This is a genomic window from Streptomyces javensis (assembly GCF_039525925.1).
Classification (GTDB): domain Bacteria; phylum Actinomycetota; class Actinomycetes; order Streptomycetales; family Streptomycetaceae; genus Streptomyces; species Streptomyces asiaticus.
This window is the reverse complement of the sequence record NZ_BAAAIF010000001.1, coordinates 550,612-569,508: the sequence shown is the minus strand read 5'-3', so window position 1 is coordinate 569,508 and position 18,897 is coordinate 550,612. Positions and strand designations below refer to the sequence as shown.

The 18,897-nt window shown below is 69.7% G+C and carries 18 protein-coding genes and 2 pseudogenes; 7 read left to right on the top strand and 13 right to left on the bottom strand.

The features are described 5' to 3' along the window. Positions 1–244: 244 nt before the first annotated feature. A pseudogene (locus ABD329_RS02595) lies at positions 245–348 on the top strand (IS5/IS1182 family transposase); the annotation flags it as partial. 240 nt (positions 349–588) lie between these two features. On the opposite strand, the gene ABD329_RS02590 reads toward ABD329_RS02595, so the two are convergent. Both ABD329_RS02590 and ABD329_RS02585 read right to left on the bottom strand, forming a co-directional pair. Beyond that, on the bottom strand, positions 589–1,377 hold the full coding sequence (locus ABD329_RS02590; RefSeq protein WP_246618286.1) for a hypothetical protein: 789 nt from the start codon (positions 1,375–1,377) through the stop codon (positions 589–591). A gap of 802 nt (positions 1,378–2,179) precedes the next feature. Beyond that, entirely contained in the window at positions 2,180–2,779 is a 600-nt protein-coding gene (locus ABD329_RS02585) for a TetR/AcrR family transcriptional regulator (RefSeq protein WP_214664647.1), read from the bottom strand. A gap of 118 nt (positions 2,780–2,897) precedes the next feature. On the opposite strand from ABD329_RS02585, the gene ABD329_RS02580 reads away from it, so the two are divergent. Further along, a complete protein-coding gene (locus ABD329_RS02580; protein ID WP_198276014.1) occupies positions 2,898–3,629 on the top strand; it encodes a VC0807 family protein in 732 nt (243 codons plus the stop codon). Beyond that, the gene (gene aguA, locus ABD329_RS02575; RefSeq protein ID WP_198276015.1) at positions 3,626–4,792 is read left to right on the top strand and encodes an agmatine deiminase; all 1,167 of its coding nucleotides are present in this window, start codon (positions 3,626–3,628) and stop codon (positions 4,790–4,792) included. The genes ABD329_RS02580 and aguA overlap by 4 nt, the downstream gene beginning before the upstream one ends. A 450-nt stretch (positions 4,793–5,242) precedes the next feature. Here the strand turns inward: aguA and fabG are convergent, their stop codons facing one another. The 7 genes from fabG to ABD329_RS02540 all read right to left on the bottom strand — a co-directional run bounded on the left by fabG (position 5,243) and on the right by ABD329_RS02540 (position 13,308). Next, a complete protein-coding gene (fabG, locus tag ABD329_RS02570; protein WP_198276016.1) occupies positions 5,243–6,004 on the bottom strand; it encodes a 3-oxoacyl-ACP reductase FabG in 762 nt (253 codons plus the stop codon). A gap of 182 nt (positions 6,005–6,186) precedes the next feature. Further along, a complete protein-coding gene (locus ABD329_RS02565; protein ID WP_198276017.1) occupies positions 6,187–7,380 on the bottom strand; it encodes a lipid-transfer protein in 1,194 nt (397 codons plus the stop codon). Continuing rightward, on the bottom strand, positions 7,377–9,050 hold the full coding sequence (locus ABD329_RS02560) for an AMP-binding protein (RefSeq protein WP_198276018.1): 1,674 nt from the start codon (positions 9,048–9,050) through the stop codon (positions 7,377–7,379). Before ABD329_RS02560 ends, ABD329_RS02565 begins: the two co-directional genes overlap by 4 nt. Beyond that, the gene (locus tag ABD329_RS02555; protein ID WP_198276019.1) at positions 9,047–10,570 is read right to left on the bottom strand and encodes a bifunctional 3-(3-hydroxy-phenyl)propionate/3-hydroxycinnamic acid hydroxylase; all 1,524 of its coding nucleotides are present in this window, start codon (positions 10,568–10,570) and stop codon (positions 9,047–9,049) included. The genes ABD329_RS02560 and ABD329_RS02555 overlap by 4 nt, the downstream gene beginning before the upstream one ends. Before the next feature lie 2 nt (positions 10,571–10,572). Then, positions 10,573–11,496 carry an SMP-30/gluconolactonase/LRE family protein gene (locus tag ABD329_RS02550; RefSeq protein ID WP_198276020.1) on the bottom strand — a complete coding sequence of 308 codons (924 nt, stop codon included), beginning with the start codon at positions 11,494–11,496 and terminating at the stop codon, positions 10,573–10,575. 25 nt (positions 11,497–11,521) lie between these two features. Continuing rightward, positions 11,522–12,451, bottom strand: coding sequence for a VOC family protein (locus ABD329_RS02545; RefSeq protein WP_198276021.1), 930 nt, complete (start codon positions 12,449–12,451; stop codon positions 11,522–11,524). Continuing rightward, on the bottom strand, positions 12,448–13,308 hold the full coding sequence (locus ABD329_RS02540) for a fumarylacetoacetate hydrolase family protein (RefSeq protein ID WP_198276022.1): 861 nt from the start codon (positions 13,306–13,308) through the stop codon (positions 12,448–12,450). Before ABD329_RS02540 ends, ABD329_RS02545 begins: the two co-directional genes overlap by 4 nt. 118 nt (positions 13,309–13,426) lie before the next feature. Between ABD329_RS02540 and ABD329_RS02535 the strand changes: the two genes are divergently transcribed. Next, positions 13,427–14,137 carry an FCD domain-containing protein gene (locus ABD329_RS02535; protein WP_198276023.1) on the top strand — a complete coding sequence of 237 codons (711 nt, stop codon included), beginning with the start codon at positions 13,427–13,429 and terminating at the stop codon, positions 14,135–14,137. A gap of 310 nt (positions 14,138–14,447) precedes the next feature. Here the strand turns inward: ABD329_RS02535 and ABD329_RS02530 are convergent, their stop codons facing one another. Further along, positions 14,448–14,987 (bottom strand): FCD domain-containing protein, encoded by a 540-nt coding sequence (locus ABD329_RS02530; RefSeq protein ID WP_246618287.1) that lies wholly within the window; start codon positions 14,985–14,987, stop codon positions 14,448–14,450. Between ABD329_RS02530 and ABD329_RS02525 the strand changes: the two are divergent. Further along, positions 14,926–15,265: pseudogene (locus tag ABD329_RS02525) on the top strand (VOC family protein); the annotation flags it as partial. The gene ABD329_RS02530 and the pseudogene ABD329_RS02525 sit on opposite strands and share 62 nt — an antisense overlap. Positions 15,266–15,348: 83 nt before the next feature. Further along, positions 15,349–15,585: a hypothetical protein gene (locus ABD329_RS02520; protein WP_198276025.1), complete on the top strand. Its 237-nt coding sequence runs from the start codon at positions 15,349–15,351 to the stop codon at positions 15,583–15,585. A 112-nt stretch (positions 15,586–15,697) separates the two neighbouring features. On the opposite strand, the gene ABD329_RS02515 is transcribed toward ABD329_RS02520, so the two are convergent. Genes ABD329_RS02515 through ABD329_RS02505 form a run of 3 tightly spaced genes read right to left on the bottom strand, consistent with a single transcriptional unit; the run spans position 15,698 to position 17,750 of the window. Then, positions 15,698–16,693, bottom strand: coding sequence for an amidohydrolase family protein (locus ABD329_RS02515; protein WP_198276026.1), 996 nt, complete (start codon positions 16,691–16,693; stop codon positions 15,698–15,700). After that, positions 16,690–17,436, bottom strand: coding sequence for an SDR family NAD(P)-dependent oxidoreductase (locus tag ABD329_RS02510; RefSeq protein ID WP_198276027.1), 747 nt, complete (start codon positions 17,434–17,436; stop codon positions 16,690–16,692). The genes ABD329_RS02515 and ABD329_RS02510 overlap by 4 nt, the downstream gene beginning before the upstream one ends. Further along, positions 17,433–17,750: a hypothetical protein gene (locus ABD329_RS02505; protein WP_198276028.1), complete on the bottom strand. Its 318-nt coding sequence runs from the start codon at positions 17,748–17,750 to the stop codon at positions 17,433–17,435. The genes ABD329_RS02510 and ABD329_RS02505 overlap by 4 nt, the downstream gene beginning before the upstream one ends. A 70-nt stretch (positions 17,751–17,820) precedes the next feature. Here ABD329_RS02505 and ABD329_RS02500 point away from each other — a divergent pair, with 70 nt between their 5' ends. Then, complete coding sequence (locus ABD329_RS02500; protein WP_246618288.1) at positions 17,821–18,756, top strand: LysR family transcriptional regulator; 936 nt, start codon at positions 17,821–17,823, stop codon at positions 18,754–18,756. Positions 18,757–18,897: the final 141 nt, after the last annotated feature.

Sequence of the window (18,897 nt, the reverse complement as noted above, 5' to 3'; positions counted from 1 at the left end):
CTGCGCTGGTGCTCGCCGTACTGCGCGGCATCGAAGCGCTGGGCAAAGCCGGAGCGAGCGAGGAGACGCTGACCGATATAGCCCGGACAGCCCTTGCCGTACTGCCCCGCCCCGCTCACTGAGCTTCTTCAGTCCGGCCACCGATCGGGGATGGCCGAGGGTGCGTGACAGACGGGGCCCCGCCCCGTGTGGTTGGCGGAGATGTCTGACGTCTCCACCGCGCGGATGCGGCCCAGGGGCCTCGTTGATCATCTGTCCTGCCGCACTCGACGTGCCGCATGCGCTCGTGGAGTGGATCACCATGCTCATCGTCACCCCTGAGGGGAACGGCGCTGCAAGGGGGCCCCACCGAGGTCACCGCCCCCATGCTGCCGCCTCAGCGGCCCCGCCCCTCCGCTTTCGGCAAAACCACCCGTGCCACCAACTCCGGCTCGGCCCAGAAAGTCGTGGGTGACCGGGAAGCTCCGCGAAGAAACTGGGCGCCGCCACCCGGCTCCTGCCCGACAACGGCTCTCCGCCCTCGTCCCACGCCGGGGGCACAGCCCGGTCCAGGTGCATCCCTGGCAGCCGGGGCCCGCCGAAGCCGGATCAGGAGCGCAGGGTGACGCCGAAACGGGTCCTCATCCGCCGCAGTTCCCACAGCGAGACAGCGGTCACCGACAGCGGCCCGCCCAGCGTGGAGCAGAACTGGGCGATGGGCGGGCCCCCCGGCATGCCGTCGCCGATCAGGCTGAAGGCCGCGAACACCCACACCAGCGTCAAAGTGAGGACGGGCGGCAACATCGGGTGGACCTGGGCGCTGTTGAAGGCACTGCGGGCCGAGTACAGCGACGCCATGAAGAAGAAGGGGAACCCCCACACGATCACGATCAGCGAGGCAACCAACAGTACATACTCCCACCAGCTCTTGCCGTCGTCGGCGTCGACGGTCAGAGCCGTGGGGACGAGGATTCCGCCCATCACGACCAACGTCAGCACGTACCAGCCGACCGCCTTGAGCGGAGCACGCAGCCGGGAGCGCAGATGCGGCCGCAGGTGCGGGGGCGCGTAGTAGATGAATCCGATGATGACCAGGGGCGCAGCGATGATCAGCACGAACGGGGCGACGATGAGCTGGGCGGCACCGCCGTACGCCGCGTCCTCCCAGCGGTTCGGATCCACGTTGTAGGCGAGGATCAGGGCGATGGTCGCGGCCGCACCGAGCACCGTGCGGGCCAGCTGGACCCGGTCCACGGTCCGGTCCTCGATCCGGCCGTCGCCCTCCTGTGCGAAGAGCCTGGTGGCAACGCGGTGCGCGGAGCGCAGGATCGCGCCCACGAGCCCGAAAGGAGAGCCGAACGACAGGCAGCCGCGGCGGCGCCGGGCGGCGGGCCTCATGGGCTGGGGGCCGTAGGGGTACGGAGGCTGGTTCGGGTACGGGCCCGGATTCGGTGGCGGCGGACCGTACGGGCCGCCCTGCGGTGGTCCGTAGGGAGCGCCCCAGCCGCCCTGGCCTCCCGATCCGTTACCTCCAGGCCGACCCGGGCCGTTCCCCGGCCCCCATCCCCCCGTAGCCATGCCGCTCCCCGTTCACTTTCGGCCAACTGGTGTGTCCTGTGGCGCCAGGCGCAGTGTAATGGCACATCAGGCCAGAGAGACCACTGGCGGGTCATATCGGCTCCCGCCACCGCGCACCACCACTTGGCAGCCCGGTCGAACCATGTCCAGGCGTTCCATGCCCATCGGCTTGACCATCCACTCCTGGGCACCCGGGCCCGCGAGTCCGTGCGGTTCCGGCGTGGCGCCACCGTCCAAGAGGCATCTCGGACCAGGGGTGTTGTGTCAGCCCTTGATCACAGGGCGGCGAACAAAGTGGGCAGGCCGGGCCCACCGTGCCCTGTCGAATCCGGGCTGCCTGCCGATGAGCAAGACGTTCCCTGTTCCGCAGGGGCTGGGCGGTGACATCAGCAATATCACGGTCTGTGCGAGGTGACCGGGACATCGCCGGTCCCGCTGCCCGGCCCCGCGTTCAGCCACCGGCGGGCCGATGACCGTCGTCTGCGCGCGGAGGGGACCTGCGGCACGGCCTGGAAGCGTGGCCGAGCGCGCTGAACGTCACCGCCGAGGCCCCGGCGTGCGGCCGTTCCTGAGCGCCGTGGCGCTGGGCCGCGTAAGGCCACCGGCGCCTGCCGCGCGGCACCTATACGTCCGGGTGCGCGGACTCGTCAGCCGCGCCGGACAGTTGGGTCAGGTGCCGGTGCAGGATGGCCCGGATGGTGTCCGGACTCAGGCGGTCGGGGTGGAGCGTCGCGCCAAGGGCGAGTCCGTCGAGTACTGCGGCGAGATGCTCCGCCGCCATCGGATCGTCCACGCCCAGACGGTGCAGCAGACACCCGGCGAAGTCCCGCAGCCCGTCGTGGAGTTCGGCGGCGATCTCGCCCAGGGCGGGGTCGGTGCGGGCAGCCGCGAGGAAGTCCAGCCAGACCGCGGTCTCGTCGGCGCGCGCCGCGTCGAGCGGCAGGAACTGACCCGCCGCCTCCTGCGCCACCAGGTACGGGTCGTCCCCGGGGCGCCGCCGCTCCCGCTGGGCCGCTACGCGCAGATCCACCCGGCGCACCATCTCGCGGGCCGCGGCCATCAGGAGCTCGCGGTGGCTGGCGAAGTAGTGCCGTACGGACCCGACGGCGAGGCCGGCCTCGGCGGCGACGTTCCGGAGAGTGGCCTGCTGGATGCCGCCGCGGGCCACGACCCGGAAGACGGCGTCTACGACGTCGCGGCGGCGCTGCTCGGGGTCCACCATCTTGGGCACCCGGCTTTTATAGCACGACCGTGCTACGGTTTATTTAGCACGATGATGCTAAAAAGATCGGGCTGACGCCGCGGCCCGCCATCCCGGTGACCAGGATCAAGGAGAAGCCATGGACCCGTCGGAGCCGACCTCTTCGCCTTCAGTACCGCAGCCGGCCCGGCCGTCGGCGCCCGCGCGCCCGCGCCGCCTCGGCCGCCTCACCCGCTTGGCCCTCGACCTGGGCATCTCGCCCCTTGCGTACTACGGCTGCCTCCTCGCGGGCCTGGCCACACTCCCCGCGCTCCTGACCGCGACCGGAGTGGCGGCCCTCTGGCTCGCCGCCACCGTCCTGCACGACCGGCGTGCCGACGGCCTGGCCCTTGCCATGCTCCTCATGTACGGATTTTCGGCCGCCTTCGCCGCCGCGACCTCCGAACCCCAGCCGCTGCTCCTGCGTGACCCACTGGTCAGCGCCCTCGCCGGATCCGTGTTCCTCACAAGCTGCCTCACCGCCACGCCCGCCACCGTCTATCTGGCCAGCAGGCTGCACGGTCAACCGTCGCACGACCCGATCCTGCTCCGCGCGCACCGCACGGAGACGCTGGTATGCGGTGCCGGACTCATGGCAGAGGCCGTGGCGCGTGTTCTGCTCGTGCTGACCCTGCCGGTGTCAACGGCCGCCTCGCTCACGCCACCGCTGGAATTCGCCGTCCTCATCCCGCTCGTCGTGTGGATGGTCCGCCACCGCAGGAACGCGCGCACCCGTGTCACCGCCCACGTGCCTTCGCGGACACGGGACCCCGAGCCCGCACCGCCGTCGGTCGCCTTCGTCCTCGAACGCCACCGAGGGGGTGCGCGATGAGGACCGTGGACAGCACGCCCGCCGCGGACGGCTTCCGCATGCCGGCGGAATGGGAGCCGCACGACGGATGCTGGATGGCGTGGCCTCAGAACGGTTACGTCTGGCGCGAAGGAGCCCGCCCCGCACAGCGCGCCCTCGCGGCCCTCGCCAACGCCGTCGCGGACACCGGGGAGGCAGTCACCGTCACGGTCACCGCCGACCAGTACGCACACGCCCGCTCCCGCCTCGACTCCCGCGTCCGCGTAGTGGAGATGACCAGTTGGCTGGGCTGGGCCCGGGACATCGCCCCCACCTTCGTGGTCGACGGCACCGGGCGGCGTCGCGGCGTGGACTTCGCCTTCAACGGCTACGGCAACCGCTACCCGTACTGGGCCACCGACGACCAGTACGCCCAAAGGGTGCTCGACCTCACCGCCACCGACCGCTACCGCGCCCCGCTCGTCCTGGAGGGCGGCTCCTTCCACGTCGACGGGCAGGGAACCGCCCTCGTCACGGCCGAGACCCTGCTCGACCCCGCCCGCAACGACGCCCCCTCACGCACCGCCATGCATCACCTCATGGCGGCCTATCTCGGAGTGACCCGCACCGTGTGGATCGAGTGGGGCCTCGCCTACGACGGGACGCGCGGCCACGTGGACAACATGGCGTGCTTCGCCGCCCCCGGGGTGGTCTGTCTGACCTGGACTGACGACACGAGCGACCCCCAGTACGAGCGCAGCGCACGCGCCCTGGAAGACCTGAGAAACGTCCAGGACGCCAGAGGCCGTACCCTCCGGGTGGAGAAACTGCCGCTGCCCGGCCCGTTGCACGCCACCGAGGCCGAGCTTGGAGGCGTCGACCGTCACGGCGCCCCGACCACCGGCACCGTGCCACGCCCCCGGCTCACCGCCTCCTACACCAACTTCTACGCCACGGAGGACCACCTCTTCGTCCCCCTGCTCGACCCCGAACACGACGACGAAGCCCTCGCCCGCCTCGCCAGGATCCACCCGCACCACACGGTCGTCGGCCTCCCCAACCGTGAACTCCTCCTCGGCGGCGGCAACATCCACTGCGCCACCCAGCAGATACCGAGCAGCGGTGCGGTGGCGACGGGTCCTGGCAGCCGACGCCGTGCAGCGGCATCGCCGAGTACCGCTTCAACCGGTACACCCACGAGGTGAGCCTCACCCAGGTCGTGCCGTTCTGACCGCTGCCCTTGGTGATGCCGAAAGCCACGACCTGGCCGGGCCGCCGGGCGTGATCATGCGTCCACGGCTATGGGAGGTGCTGCCGCTGCCGCGGCCCGACAATGGGCGGGAGCCGGCGCCGTATCGCCGGGACGGGGTGGTGCTCGGCCGAATATGACGAGCCGTCTTGCCTGCTCAGAGGGGTATTTGCCGCACATCAGTGCACCCGTGCCGGCACCGCGCCCAAGGTCAGCTCCCGCCGGTCATGCGCCACGCCAGGCGAGGGTGGAGGTGCCGGTCAGCATGCACGACATCCGGCCGCTTAAGGCCCAGCCCGGGTTGGCAGGCGGCGGCGTAGCGGCCGGTGGCAAGGTCGGAGCAGGCGTCGAGGTCGGCGTCGGGGGCCGGAACCGCCAGAGGCGGTGCGGACCGCAGACGGGGCTGTCAGTCGAGTGGTCCGCCGGCGACGTAGAGGACCTGGCCGGAGACGAAGCCGGCCGCGTCAGCGGTGAAGAACGCGACGGCGTTGGCGATGTCGTCGGGGCTTCCCATGCGTTGTACAGGGATGTGACGTGCGGCCTCGGTCTGGTAGTCGCCAAAGGATTTGCCCAGGCGCCGGGCGACGGCGGCGGTCATGTCGGTGGCGATGAGTCCGGGAGCAACAGCGTTGGCCGTGACACCGAATTTTCCGAGTTCCTTGGCCAGGGTCTTGGTGAAACCCTCCAGGCCGGCTTTCGCGGCGGAGTAGTTGGCCTGGCCGCGGTGACCGAGTGCCGAGGAGGAGGACAGGTTGACGATGCGGCCGAAGCCGGCCCCGACCATGTGGCCCTGGGCAGTTCTGGCCATCAGGAACGCCCCCCGCAGATGGACGTTCATGACGGTGTCCCAATCGGTGGCGCTCATCTTGAACAGCAGGTTGTCGCGCAGCACACCCGCGTTGTTCACGAGGATCGTCGGTGCTCCGAGCTCTTCGGCGATGCGCGTGACCGCCGCCTCGACCTGCGCCTCGTCGGCGACGTCGCAGCCAACGGCGAGGGCCTTCCCGCCGACGGCGGTGATCTTCTCGACGGTGTCCTTGCAGTCCGCCGCGTCGAGGTCGACTGCGGCGACGGCCCGGCCCTCCTCGGCCAACCGGATGGCGGTGGCGGCACCGATGCCGCGAGCCGCTCCGGTGATGATCGCTACATGCTGTTCCGCTATGGACACGTTCCTTTGTCTCCTCACCGTGGCGGGTTGTCGCGCTGCCCCGTTGCGGGGGGGCGACGGACAGGATGTTCCGGTCGGGCTCGGAGCCCTGATCGACCGGACCCGGGAATCCGGCTGCCGACCGCAGCCGGATTCCCGGCGCGAGGCGTCGTGCGTGCGGGAGTGCGGACGGAGGTGAAGGGTCAGGCGCCCCTCTCATACACGGTGACCACTGCGGCACCGTTCAGGCCCAGGTTGTGCTGGAGGGCGACGTGTGCGCCGTCGACCTGGCGGGGACCGGCATCGCCGCGCAACTGCCAGGTCAGTTCGGCGCACTGGGCGAGACCGGTGGCTCCGAGGGGGTGACCCTTGGCGATGAGGCCGCCGGACGGGTTGACCACGGGGCCGTCGCCGCCGTAGGTGGTGGCCTGGCGCTCCACGAGGTCGTGGCCGTTTCCTTCGTCGGCGAACCCAAGAGCTTCGTAGGTGATGAGTTCGTTGGTGCTGAAGCAGTCGTGGAGCTCGCAGACGTCGATGTCCTCGGGCCTGTGTCCCGCCTGGCGCAACGCTTGTGCTGCCGCCAGCTTCGTCATGTCGTATCCGACGATACGCATGGGGTCGGCAGTGGCGTCGAAGCTGGAGACGAGGTCGGTGGCCATGGCCTGACCGATGATCTCCACGGCGCGGTCCTGGCATCCTGCGCGGTCGACGAAGGCTTCGGAGGCGATGACGACGGCCCCGGCGCCGTCAGAGGTGGGCGAACACTGGAGCTTGGTGAGGGGCTCGTGGATCATCCGGGAGGCAGTGATCTCTTCGAGGGTGTACTCGGTCTGGAACTGCGCGTAGGGGTTGTTGACGGAGTGTTTGTGGTTCTTCCAGGCGATCCAGGCGAAGTGCTCCGGTTTGGAACCATAGCGTTCCATGTGCGCGCGTCCGGCGTTGCCGAACAGCTGCGGTGAAAACGGGCTGGGTTCCGGCGGATAGATCTCGCTCATGCGATCGATGTGAGGCTGGAGAGGGTTGGTGCGATCGGTGTACATCGGCTTGAGGGAGCCGCTCTGCATTCGTTCGAAGCCGACGGCCAGCGCGCAGTCGACGATGCCGTAGGCCACGGCCTGGCGGGCGAGGTAGAGCGCTGTCGAACCCGTCGCGCAGTTGTTGTTGACGTTGACGACGGGGATACCGGTCAGGCCGAGTTCGTACACGGCGCGCTGGCCAGCGGTGGAGTCGCCGTAGACGTAGCCGGCGTACGCCTGTCCGACCTGCTCGTAGGCCACGCCCGCGTCGCGCAACGCCGCGGTGCCGGCTTCGCGCACCCAGTCCGGGTAGTCCCCGGGTTTCTTTCCTGGCTTGTCGAAGGTGGTCAGTCCCACCCCGATCACGAAGGTGCGCGTCATCCGATCTCCTGCTGCTGAGGGTGCGGGGGCACGGGGGGTGTGGATGCGGGTGTGCTGTCGCTGTACCGGTCCCAGGCGTCCTTCGTGCCGTCCCGCCGGAGGACGTACTTTTCGACACGCTGCGTGGCAGTCTTGGGCAGGTGCGCGGCGCGGCGTATGTAGCGCGGCACCATGAACTCGGCCATCCGCTGCCTACAGAACTCGATGAGCCCGTCGCAGTCGATGTCGCCGTCCTTGGCAACGACGATCAGCATGATGTCTTCTTCGCCGAGGTCCGAGGGCACGCCGATAACCGCGCTCTCGGTCACTTGCGGGTGGGTGTTGACGATCCGTTCGACCTCATAGGACGAGATGTTCTCTCCGCGTCGCCGGATCGAGTCCTTCAGGCGGTCGAAGAAGACGAAGTACCCGTCCTTGTCGCGCCGGCCCCGGTCGCCGGAATGGAACCAGCCCGCGCGCACGGCCTTACGGGTGGCTTCCTCGTTCTTGTAGTAGCCAAGGAACATGGTGTCCGGGTTCTTGCTGCGGATGGCGATCTCGCCGGCCTGCCCGTCGGGCAGCGTGTCGCCGTCAGGTCCGACGATCTTGACCTGCGACCAGCTGGTTTCCTTGCCGATCGTGCCGGTCCTGATCTCCTCCGGAGGACTGGCCAGGCAGAACGTGGCGCTTTCGGTGAGGCCGTAGATTTCCAGGACGGTCAGGCCGAAGCGCTTCTCGAACGCTCGCCACAGGTCGGCCGGGGCTGCTCCGCCGATCGCGAGCCGCAGGGGGTTGTCTGCGTCGTCGGTGCGTTCGGGTTGTTTGGCAAGGATGGTGAGCATCGCGCCGATGTAGTTGAACACGGTTGCGCGGTGGGTGCGGATGTCGTCGAAGAACCGCGAGGCGGAAAAGCGCCGGGCCACCACCATGGGCCGGCCGGACACCAGAGAGCCGACCGCGGTGAGGGACTGTGCGTTGGCGTGGAAGAGAGGAAGGCTTGTGTACAGGACGTCGTCCTGACGGATGCGCACGTAACGTCGTGTGTACTCGTGGGCTGCGACAGCGAACGAGTTGTGGCAGTTCATGACGCCTTTGGGCAGGCCGGTGGTCCCGGAGGTGTAGAGGATGGAGGCGAGGTCGCCGGGGCTGATCGCGCAGGGACGGGCAGGGCGATGGGCCCCGGCCAGCAGGGCGGCCAGGGACGCGTAGCCGGGCGGCGGGTCCGTCCGGCCGCGAATGTACCGGTGCTGCGGCCCGTGTCCGACGGGGACGGCGGCGGTGAGCGCGTCGACCAGGGAAGCGTCGAGAGCGATGAACTCCGCCTCACTGTGCTCGACGATGTAGCGCAGGCCCTCACCCTTGAGCCCGGTGTTGATCGGAACGAACACCGCGCCCAGCAGCGAGGCGCCGAACCAGATGTCGAGGAACTCGGTCGAGTTGGGCAACAGCGCGGCCACTTTGCTGCCCTGCCGGATGCCCAGCGCCGCCAGTGCGGCCGCGGCCTGTTCGGCCGCGGCCAGCATGTCGGCGTAGGTCCGCACCATGGCGTCGAGGGTCAGGCAGGTCGCCTCGGGGCTGAGGGTGGCGCGGGTACGCAGGATGTCGCCGAGCGTGGTGGCCTCGTCCGGGTCGCCGACGTAGGTGAGCGGCGACGGTGACGCAGGAGCCGTCGGCCGGACCGGCAGATTCATGACCGTGCCGTTTCGTTCAGGGCGGTCTGTAGGTGGGCCAGCAGAGCGTTGAGCCCTGACGCGTCGGTGGCGGTACCGAAGACGAAACGGTCGGGCCGGATGACGACGGCGGCCGCGTTCAGTGTCTTGAGCCAGCCCCGCGCGTCGTCGGAGTCGGCGACGACGACCTGGGCGCGCATCGCCTTGAGGGATGCGGTGGTCGCCGCGTCGATCCGCGCAGCGCACTCGGGTTCGGCCACGACCGCGAACCGGTAGCCGGCCACGTCGTCGAGGCGCCGTCCGTCATGCAGGACAGGCTGGGCGCTCAGGCGTCCGGCACTCTCGTCCTGGTGCGCCCATATGCCATCGCCCAGGCGCGGGCGCAGCGTCTCGCGCCGGGTGACGGGCACCTGAGCGGAGTCGTCAGTGCCCGGCAGGTACTCCATGGCCTCGACCTCGTTGGCCATCTGCGCGGCGAGCTTGACGAACTCGGTCATGTGCGGCTTGCGTTCGGACTCGTAGGTGTTCAGCAGCTCGCCCGGGGATTCACCACGCACGACACGGCCGAGCTTCCAGGCCAGATTGATGGCGTCGCGGATGCCGGAGGCCATGCCCTGGCCCAGGTGCGGGGGCATCTCGTGCGCCGCGTCCCCGGCAAGGAACAGCGGGCCGGACCGCCACTGCTCGGCGACGACGGCATCCCACTCGTACACGTCCGCTCGCAGAATGCGGTACTCGTCCGGGCTCAGCCAGGGCCGCAGCATCTCGTAGATGTGATCGAGGCTCTCGAAGGTACGGACGGAGTCGTCAGGGCGCAGCAGTTCCTCGAAGCGCACGATCGGCCCGGTCATCGGCACGAACGTCAAGGGGTTGCGGATACCCGCGTGGATGAAGGCGTCCCGCCCGGACAGTTCCTCCTTCTCCACGAAGGGCTGGATGTCGACGATCAGCGAGCGATGGGTGGCGTGGTAGTCGGTCTGGGCGCAGTCCATGGTCCGGCGCACGAAGGAGTTCGCGCCGTCGCAGCCGATGACGAATGTCGCCGTCAGGTCTCGCTCGATGCCGGTGGCCTTCTCCCGAAGCCGAAGACGCGCCGTGTCCTGTTCCGTGCTCAGGTTGGTCGCGGTCCAGCCGAAGTAGTGCTCGGTGTGCGGATCCATGTGTATTCGACCGCGCAGCGCCGACTCGAAATCGGGCTGATAGAACATGTAGTCCGACTGCCACGCCTGTTCGGTGGTCCCCTTGTTGAAGGGGAACTCCATCACCGGCCGCCGGCCGGCGTCATAGAAGCGGTAGACGCCGGCGAGCGCGAAGTCCTTCTCCATGTGCGCAAGCCCCATGGTCTGGAAGGTACGCATCGTCTCGTCGTCGAAGTGTGTTGCGCGCGGGAAGTGACGCGGAAGGCGCAGGGGGTCGATCAGGGCGACCTTCAGGTCCTCGATCGCCAGCAGCCGGGCCAGTGCCAGGCCAGTGGTTCCGCCGCCGATGACGGCGACATCAACGTGTCCCTCGTCAACGTGTCCCTCGTCGGTGTCAGTCATGTTCACCCCTGAGTGTGCGTAGGTGCGTTGGATCGGGTGGGCAGGGTCGTGCCCGGCGTGGTGATGAGGACAGCCGAGGCCGTGACGGTTCGGGAGGCCACGGCGTCCATCAGCGGTGCGCCGTGGGTGTCGGCCAGCGTGGCGATCAAGGTTCCGTCCCCGCGTCGGCAGCAGGCGATGGGCAGCCGCGGGGCGGTGTCGACCGTGTGGTGGAGCCGGTCGTCGGTCACCCGCACGAGTGCCTGGCCGCTGGTCGTCGCCACCCAGATGCCGTGCTCGGCCGGCCAGATCCCGTCGGGACGGGCGTCGGGGCCGACGAGACGGCGCAGGTCGGCGTAGCGGCGCGGCGCGCTGAGGGTGTGGTCGGCGCGCACCGTGAAGGCGGTCAGACACTGCAAGGCGGTCTGTGCCACGACCAGGGTGCGGCCGCCGTCGATCATAGCCAGTCCGTTGGGGAAGTCGACGCCGTCAGCTGCGACGGTGACGCTGCCGTCGGGCCGCACGAGGATGATGCGGCCCGGCTTCGCGGGGGCGCCCGATGCGGCGTCGAAGGCGACGTCGTCGACGTACAGGTTGCCGTCGGCGTCACCGACCATGTCCCCCAGGGGGCCAACCCCCAGGTGGGCGAGGTCGGCGTAAGACTGCCAGCACTGTCCGTCCCATTGGGCGATGCGGGCTTCGTACATCATCGCGCCCACGAGGCGGCCATCGGGCAGGAACCACAGTCCGTTGGACGGTGAGTCGAGGTCGAAGGGGCGCCAGCTTCCCGAGGCGTCGGTCCACAGGCGCGATGCCTGGGTGTCCGACAGCCACAGGGCCCCCTCGTGCCAGCGCGGTGCTTCGCCCCATCTCATGCCACTGGCGTACGTCTTCATGGCGATGGCCTTTCGAGGGGTGCCGGTGCCGCTCGCATGTGTGTCGCGCATGCCGTGTCCTCACGGCCGCAGGCCGTCACCCGGCACTGTGGGTGCCGGTCATCATCGCGGCCAGGTCTTCCGGTTCGATGAAGGAGGGCGGAAGGGGCGGCCCCCAGGTGGAGAAGCTGTGGGCGCGGGTCCGGTCCCACACCTCGGGCTTCCACAACGCGTCCTCGACGATGCAGTCGAGGTCGGAGTAGTACTCGGTGAAGTTGCCGGCCGGATCCTTCAAGTACCAGAAGAAGTTGGAGCCGATGGTGTGCCGCCCCAGGCCCCACACGTGCCGCTCCGGATTGCCCTCGATCATCTGCATGGCGCCGCGCCCGACCTCGTCGACGTCGTCGACCTGCCAGGAGGTGTGGTGGACGAAGTTCACCGGCGCCGCCTGGACCAGGATGTTGTGGTGGTCCGTGGAACAGCGCATGAACGTGGCGACACCAACGAGTTCGTCGCTGACCTTGAGACCGATGCCGTCGGTGAAGAAGCGCTGAGTGGCCGCCTGGTCGACGGAGCCGATCACGACGTGCCCGAGCTTGCGGGGCCGCACCCGTCCTTCCCGCAGGACGGCCGGCGCGCGGGCCGGGCCGCGCTCGTCCCTGCCGGGGCCGTTGAACCGTACGGCCGGTATGGCGGGCGGGGTGATGCGGTTGCCCACCGTTACCTCGACCGTGATCTTGGTGACCGGCTCGACGGCCACCATCCGCGCGTCGCCGACACTCGCTTCGATGCCCAGACGAGCCAGGCGGGAGGCGATAGCACGCAGATCGTCGGGGCTGTCGGCGGCGATGGACACCTCGAGCAGTCGCCGGGTGGGCGCGTGCACCAGCCGCAACTGCCGGCCGCCGTGACTCGTGGAGAACCAGCCGTCCGTGTGGCGAGTCAGGCCGAAGTCCTCGTAGTAGGCGCTGGTCAGCTCCGGATTCGGGACCCCTATCGTGACGGAGGACAGGCGGTGCAGGCTCATGCCGAGCCCCCTTCCGCTGCGGCGGCGACGAAGCGCTGCCGGATGCTGCCGATTCCCTCGATGCAGGAGACGAGCTCGTCCCCCGGGGAGAGGAAACGCGGCGGGGTGCGTACCGCTCCCACCCCCGCGCAGGTGCCGGTGAAGATCACATCTCCCGGGTAGAGGGTGGTGACCTGGGAGAGCTTCTCGATCAGAACATCGATGGGGAAGATCATCCCGGAGGTGCGGGCTTTCTGCACCGGTTCCCCGTTGACCAGGCATCCCATCTCGAGATCGCCGGGGTCGGAGAACTCGTCGCACGAGACGAGATACGGACCAGTCGGCCCAAACCCGGCGAAGGACTTGCCCAGGCTGTACTGGGCCGGCGCCCCGGTCAGCTGCAGGCCCCGCTCGGACAGGTCCTGGCCCACCGTCAGGCCCGCGACGTAGGTCCAGGCATCGCGGGCGGCGACACGGCGGGCCGTGCGGGCGATGATGACGACGACCTCCACTTCCCAGTCCACGGACCCCTGCGGCAACTCGACCGTCGACTCGGCACCGGCGAACGAGGAGACGTACTTGGTGAAGACCGAGGGCTCCTGCGGGATCGCCAGCCCGGCCTCCTCCACGTGGTCGAAGTAGTTCAGGCCGACGGCGAAGACCTGCCGCGGGTGCGGGGACGGGGGCCCCAGCTGCGCATGGTCGAACGGCACCCCCTCATCACGTACGGAGTCCGCCCACTGCACGACCTGTTCCCAGTTGTCATACAGCTCGGCGAACCCCTGACCCAACCGCCCACCGCTGGACTCGTGGATGTCCACTCCGCGCTCCATGCCGGTGACCAGCCACGGCCTACCCCGAACGTTGCCTATGCGCACGGTGCCTCCTTGCACTCGTTGCCTGCCGGTGACTCCACTCTCCATCCACCGACATTCAAATAGCAAGCGAACTTTCGAAAGTTTCTCTTTGATTCGCTCATGGTGTAAACTGTCGACTATGCCGAAGAGGGTGAAAGCGGTCACACGCGCCGACGAGCTGTACGCACGGCTGCGACACGACATCTTCACCGCGCGCCTGCGGCCGGGGCAGCGCCTGAAGTTCCCCGACCTGTGCACCACCTACGACACAAGTGTGGGAGTGGCGCGAGAGGCCCTGACCAAACTGTCGTCCGAGCGGTTGGTCACCCTTCAGGCACACCAGGGCTACACCGTCGCCCCGCTGTCGGCGGACGAGCTGACCGACCTGACGCACGCACGGATAGAGCTGGAGTCCCTGGCCTTCCGTATGGCGATACTCGACGGCGATGCGGCGTGGGAAAGCGGCGTCGTGGCCGCCCACCACCTGCTCTCCCTGCGCGACCGTGAGGTCGCGGACGGGGAGCGTGGTGACGACTGGTACCTGGCCCATGAGGAGTTCCACACTGCCTTGCTGGCAGGCTGCGGCAACCGGCGCCTGACCGAGATCGCCCAGGGGCTGCGGGCCGAGGCGGAACTCTACCGACGCTGGGCCTCCCCCATCCTGCACGAAAGCGGCCGCGATCCGGCCGCCGAACACCAGGCACTCACCCGGGTCGCCGTCGACCGCGACGCAGACCTGGGCGCCCAACTGCTGCGCGAGCACATCGCATACACGACCAGGATGCTGCTCACCAGACTCCCCGGCATCGAGGAGCCCTCGGACGGAGAACTCGCCCCGCAGCGCGGATGAGTCAGGCGATCAGCAGCGGCGATCACCAGTCAGCCGCCTCAAGGAGCCGCCTGCGGCGTGGCCGTCGAACCTGCCGACCACGGGCTCGGGCACTCACGCGGCGGCCTGACCACCAAGCTGCACTTGGCCGTCGAGCAGCGTCAGAACCGATATCGATCACGATCATGGGTGGACAGCGCGGCGACTCCCCGCAGTTCGAGGTCGTCCTCGGGACGAGAAGACTTCCCTCGGCGAGGTCCAGTTCGGCGCGCTCGAAGGGCAGACCGCCCAGGCCGAGTGGCGAGCCCGCAGGTAGTCTCCACTGGTCACGTCACGTCTGCCCGGCTTCGGCCGCTCTGATTAGCCTCATGCCGTTTTCGAAGACCTGGTCAGCCGGCCAGTGTGCCGGGCTCCCGCGCTCCGGGCCCGGCCCTCGCACGGAGGAGGGGCCGCGGCGCTGCTCGCTTTCCTCTTCTTCCTCGTGCCGCCCGTAGTCGTTGAGCAGCAGGTGTGTGGCGATGCCCCGCAGCCGCCGGTTGGGGCATCCCTCCAGCAGGACGCGGTGGAAGCGGGCGTGGGCGTTCAGCCAGCCTTCGTTGATCTCGCCGGCGTCGCCGGCGAAGGGAGAGCGGGCGAGATGGTGGTGTGCGGCGAGCAGATCGGACTCCCACTCGATGGTGCCGGTGGTGACGGACTCCCGGACGAGGTGGGTCTCGATGAACACGCGGGCCTCGGTCAGTTCCTCCAGGCGCTCGGGCGAGACGGTGACGACCCGGAACCCCTGCTGCGGCGCGAAGGTCGCCAGCCCCCTGCACCACACCTCGTGGCAGGTGACGGATGTCGACGAGGTGGGCCGGGGCGCCACGCGCATGCTCACCGAGCACCCGGAACGCCATGTGTGGGGGCTCGGCCGCCACCACATCGGGTCGGACTTCTTCTGGTACCTCAAGGACCCGGCCGGCAACTTCAGCGAGTACTACGCCGACATGGACTGCATCGGACTGCATCGTCGACGACCAGCTGTGGACGCCACGCTCCTTCGAGGGCATGCAGGCGCTCCATGCCTGGGGGCCTCCGCCTCCGCCGTCGTTCCTCGTCCCCGAGGACCTGCCCGCGCTGATGACCGGCGCCCACACGGCCAACGGCTGAGCCTCCCCGACACCGTGAAGCCCGGCGAGGCACACGGCCCGCCGCATCGGCACAGGGCGGCCGGGTTTCCGTAGCGGTCGACGATGCGGCCGCCCGCGAAACGGCCCACGGTCATCAAGGCCGCGAAGACCGCGAACACGGTGACGCTGTTCTTCTTCCCCATCCTCAGCAGCGGCCTCGGAACGGACGTGTACTGGGTCATCCTCGCCGCTCCCGTCCTCGGCCTGATCGCCCTCCTCGTGAAGCGCTGGGAGCCGGTCCGCTTCGACGCGGACGCGGAGGAGCGGGCCCGGGTCGGGGCCGAGAGGGCTCGGGGCTGAACCCCGGGACACCCGCCCGGAATGGTGTGTCCGGCTTCGGGTCGGTCCGGGGGCGCCAGGGAGGAGGTCCGCATCGGGATCGCCGCCGAGGCGATCCCGATGCGGACCCGGCCTAAGCGATACCGAACACGCGCTCGGCCGTGCGGTGGCCGATCGCCGTCCGCTGATCGTCGGTCAGCGGCACGTCCCGCAGGAAGGCCACGGCAGCCGCCGGATCCTCGTACGGCCAGTCGATCGCGAACATGATGTTGTCGTCGCCGATCGCGCGCAGGGCCAGCCCGAGCACGTCCGGATCATCGATGCCACTCGTGGTGACCACGAAGTTGCGCCGGAAGTACTCGCTCGGTGTGAGCGACAGTCGCGGCATCGGCGTGGCCGCCCCGGCCGTCCGGGTCGCGAACGCGTGCCGGTTGTCGATCCGCCGCAGCCAGTACGGAATGCCTTCACCGAGGTGTCCGAGCACGACGGTCAGCCCCGGGTGGCGGTCCAGCGTGCCGCTGAGGATGAGCCGCATGGCGTGCAGCCCGGCCTCGGCCTGGTAACCCCAGATCGCCCCGAGCATCCCGTGGTCGCGGTAGGGGGCCGGCATGCTCGGCGCCCGCGGGTGCAGATAGACCGGCGCCCGGTTCGCCTCGGCCGCCTCCAGCAGCGGCGCGAACTCCAGCTCGTCCAGGTAGCGCCCGCCGGTGTGCGAGTTGATCATGATGCCGTTGAGGCCGAGCGGGCCCATGGCCCGCTCGATCTCGGCGGCCGCGGCGGCCGGATCCTGCGGCGCCACCGTGGCCAGCCCGCCGAACCGGTCCGGGTGCCGCCGCACGATCGCGGCCAGCGCGTCGTTGAACTCCCGGGCCAGCGGCACCGCGTCGGCCGCCGGATAGGGCTGGACCCCGGGCGGATTGAGGCTGAGCACCGCCATGTCCTGTCCGAGCGCGTCCATCTGCCGCAGCCGCGCGTCGAGATCGACGAGCCGGGCGCGCAGAGGGGGAGCGTTCTCCACCGTACGCATCAAGGCCATCTCGGTCTCGTCGCCCGGCACCACGTCCAGGCCGTGCGCGACCCGCAGAAACGCCTCGGTGGCCAGGTGCTCCTCGACCGCGACGACCCTCATGCCCGCCGCCCGCCGTCGACCGACAGGGCGATCCCGGTGACGTAGGACGCGGCGTCCGAGCAGAGCCAGACCGCCGCCGCCGCGGCCTCCTCGGGCGTGGCCATCCGGCCGAGCGGAGTGATCGCCTCCTGCATCGCGATCATGTCGGTACCGGCCGCCACCTGCTCGAACCCGGGAGTGCGGGTGGGGCCGGGACAGACGGCGTTGACCCGGATGCCATCCGGCGCGTAGTCGACCGCGGCGACCTTGGTGAGCCCGACGATGCCGTGCTTGGCGGCCACGTAGGCGGGGGCGGTCGGGATCGCGTACAGGCCGCCGTTGGAGGCGACGTTGACGATCGCGCCGCCGCCCTTGAGCAGGGGCAGCTCGTACTTCATGCACAGGAAGGTCCCGGCCAGGTTGACGCGGACCACGCGCTCGAACTCGTCCAGGGTCATCTGGTCGAGCTGCCGGTGGTGCGAGGCCAGGCCGGCGTTGTTCACGGCGAAGTCGAGGCCGCCGTACGCCGCGACCGTACGCTCGACGGCCGCCCGGACCGACTCCTCGTCGGCGATGTCGACGCGGACCGCCAGTGCCTCCCCGCCGTCCTTCCTGATCATCTCGGTGGTCTCGGCCGCCGCGCTCTCGTCGATGTCGAGCACGGCGACCGCGGCGCCGCTCCGGGCGAACTCCAGCGCCGCCGAGCGCCCGATCCCGCTGCCGGCGCCGGTGACCAGTCCCACCTTCCGGGATTCGTCGCTCATGCCAGCGGCTCGTGGTTCGCCCAGGCGACCTTGTACGGGTGCCGCGACTGCCAGCGGGCGATGACCTCGTGCGCGCCGGGTGCGGCGAACGCCTTCGCCAGCGCGTCGGTGTCGGCCACGGCGAACTGCACGATCGCGGTCGCGATCAGTGCCGGAATGTTCTCCTCGCCGGGGATGGGGATGTGGCGCCGGGCCACGGCCGACTGCACGAAACCGGTGTCAAGCATGACCCGTTCGATGTCCGCGAGGTATTGGTCGAGTTCGGTGGTCGGCAAGGGCTGATCGAAGGAGACGATCATCGTGTGGTTGATCATGCTTCGATTCTTCAGGACAGAGGCTGCCGACGTCCAAGATCAGTTCGGAATTCGGCGATAACCTGGAGGCATGATCGAACTGGAGACCCGCGAGCTCGAGTACTTCATGGCGGTCGCCGACGAGCTGCACTTCGGCCGGGCCGCCGTCCGGCTCTCGATCGCCCAGCCGGCCCTGTCGAAGGCGATCCGGCGGATCGAGACCCGGCTCGGCGTCCAGCTGTTCGTCCGGTCCAGTCGGCACGTCGAGCTCACCCCGGCCGGGGAGGCGTTGCAGGAACACGGACGGCATGCGCTCAACGCGGTCAGCGCCGCCATCCGGAACGCCCGGCGCGCCGGGGACACCCAGGTCCACCTGCGGCTCGTGCTCAAGCCCGGCGGCGACGCCGGCCTGCTGTCCGGGATCCTGGCCGAGTACGCCCACCAGCCCGACGCCCGGCGGGTGGACATCCTGTTCAGCGGGCCCGCCGACCGCGCCGACTTCCTGCGCGACGGCCGGGCCGACGTCGGCCTGCTCTACGCGCCGTTCGACCCTCTCGACGGACTGGCCCACGAGACGCTGCTCACCGAGGACCGCGTGGCCATCGTCCCGTCCGGGCACCGGCTGGCCGGGCACGCCTCGGTGCGCATGTCCGATCTGGAGGGTGAGACGCTGCCGCGGTGGAAAGGGGTCCCCGGGGGTGACGGCACCGGCCCCGAGGTCGCGGACGTGGTCCAGATGCTCCACATGATCACGGTGAGCCGGATGATCGGGGTACTGCCCCGCTCGCTGGTCGAACCGCTCCCGGCCGGCCTGGTCTGCGTTCCGGTGACCGACGCACCGCCCAGCCGCCTGGTACTCGCCTGGAACGAGCAGGACCGCCGGCCGCTGGTCGCCTCGTTCGTGGCCGCCGCGCTCGGGACGCGCCGACACGGAACCCGATACCGGTGCCCCACGGCGGCCGACGACGTACCGCTGCCGTCGCCGCACGCCCGGCGGAACGGCGATGGGCTGCCGCAGAACGCCTGACCTCCCCCGGCGTGCCGCATTGGCAACGCCACACCCGGAAGGCACGGTGGAGCTCGCGGCCGGTTCCCGACTTGCGCGTCGCCGGCCATCGGCCGATGCGACAGCGGGCCGGTGGCCGAGAACGCGGACGGCCGCTGACAG

Excerpts from the sequence above, each read along its gene's own strand:
- ABD329_RS02590 (WP_246618286.1), bottom strand. The coding sequence starts at position 1,377 with ATGAGGCCCGCCGCCCGGCGCCGCCGCGGCTGCCTGTCGTTCGGCTCT.
- ABD329_RS02585 (WP_214664647.1), bottom strand. The coding sequence starts at position 2,779 with ATGGTGGACCCCGAGCAGCGCCGCCGCGACGTCGTAGACGCCGTCTTC.
- ABD329_RS02580 (WP_198276014.1), top strand. The coding sequence starts at position 2,898 with ATGGACCCGTCGGAGCCGACCTCTTCGCCTTCAGTACCGCAGCCGGCC.
- aguA (WP_198276015.1), top strand. The coding sequence starts at position 3,626 with ATGAGGACCGTGGACAGCACGCCCGCCGCGGACGGCTTCCGCATGCCG.
- ABD329_RS02565 (WP_198276017.1), bottom strand. The coding sequence starts at position 7,380 with ATGACGCGCACCTTCGTGATCGGGGTGGGACTGACCACCTTCGACAAG.
- ABD329_RS02560 (WP_198276018.1), bottom strand. The coding sequence starts at position 9,050 with ATGAATCTGCCGGTCCGGCCGACGGCTCCTGCGTCACCGTCGCCGCTC.
- ABD329_RS02555 (WP_198276019.1), bottom strand. The coding sequence starts at position 10,570 with ATGACTGACACCGACGAGGGACACGTTGACGAGGGACACGTTGATGTC.
- ABD329_RS02550 (WP_198276020.1), bottom strand. The coding sequence starts at position 11,496 with ATGCGCGACACACATGCGAGCGGCACCGGCACCCCTCGAAAGGCCATC.
- ABD329_RS02545 (WP_198276021.1), bottom strand. The coding sequence starts at position 12,451 with ATGAGCCTGCACCGCCTGTCCTCCGTCACGATAGGGGTCCCGAATCCG.
- ABD329_RS02535 (WP_198276023.1), top strand. The coding sequence starts at position 13,427 with ATGCCGAAGAGGGTGAAAGCGGTCACACGCGCCGACGAGCTGTACGCA.
- ABD329_RS02530 (WP_246618287.1), bottom strand. The coding sequence starts at position 14,987 with ATGCGCGTGGCGCCCCGGCCCACCTCGTCGACATCCGTCACCTGCCAC.
- ABD329_RS02520 (WP_198276025.1), top strand. The coding sequence starts at position 15,349 with ATGCGGCCGCCCGCGAAACGGCCCACGGTCATCAAGGCCGCGAAGACC.
- ABD329_RS02515 (WP_198276026.1), bottom strand. The coding sequence starts at position 16,693 with ATGAGGGTCGTCGCGGTCGAGGAGCACCTGGCCACCGAGGCGTTTCTG.
- ABD329_RS02510 (WP_198276027.1), bottom strand. The coding sequence starts at position 17,436 with ATGAGCGACGAATCCCGGAAGGTGGGACTGGTCACCGGCGCCGGCAGC.
- ABD329_RS02505 (WP_198276028.1), bottom strand. The coding sequence starts at position 17,750 with ATGATCAACCACACGATGATCGTCTCCTTCGATCAGCCCTTGCCGACC.
- ABD329_RS02500 (WP_246618288.1), top strand. The coding sequence starts at position 17,821 with ATGATCGAACTGGAGACCCGCGAGCTCGAGTACTTCATGGCGGTCGCC.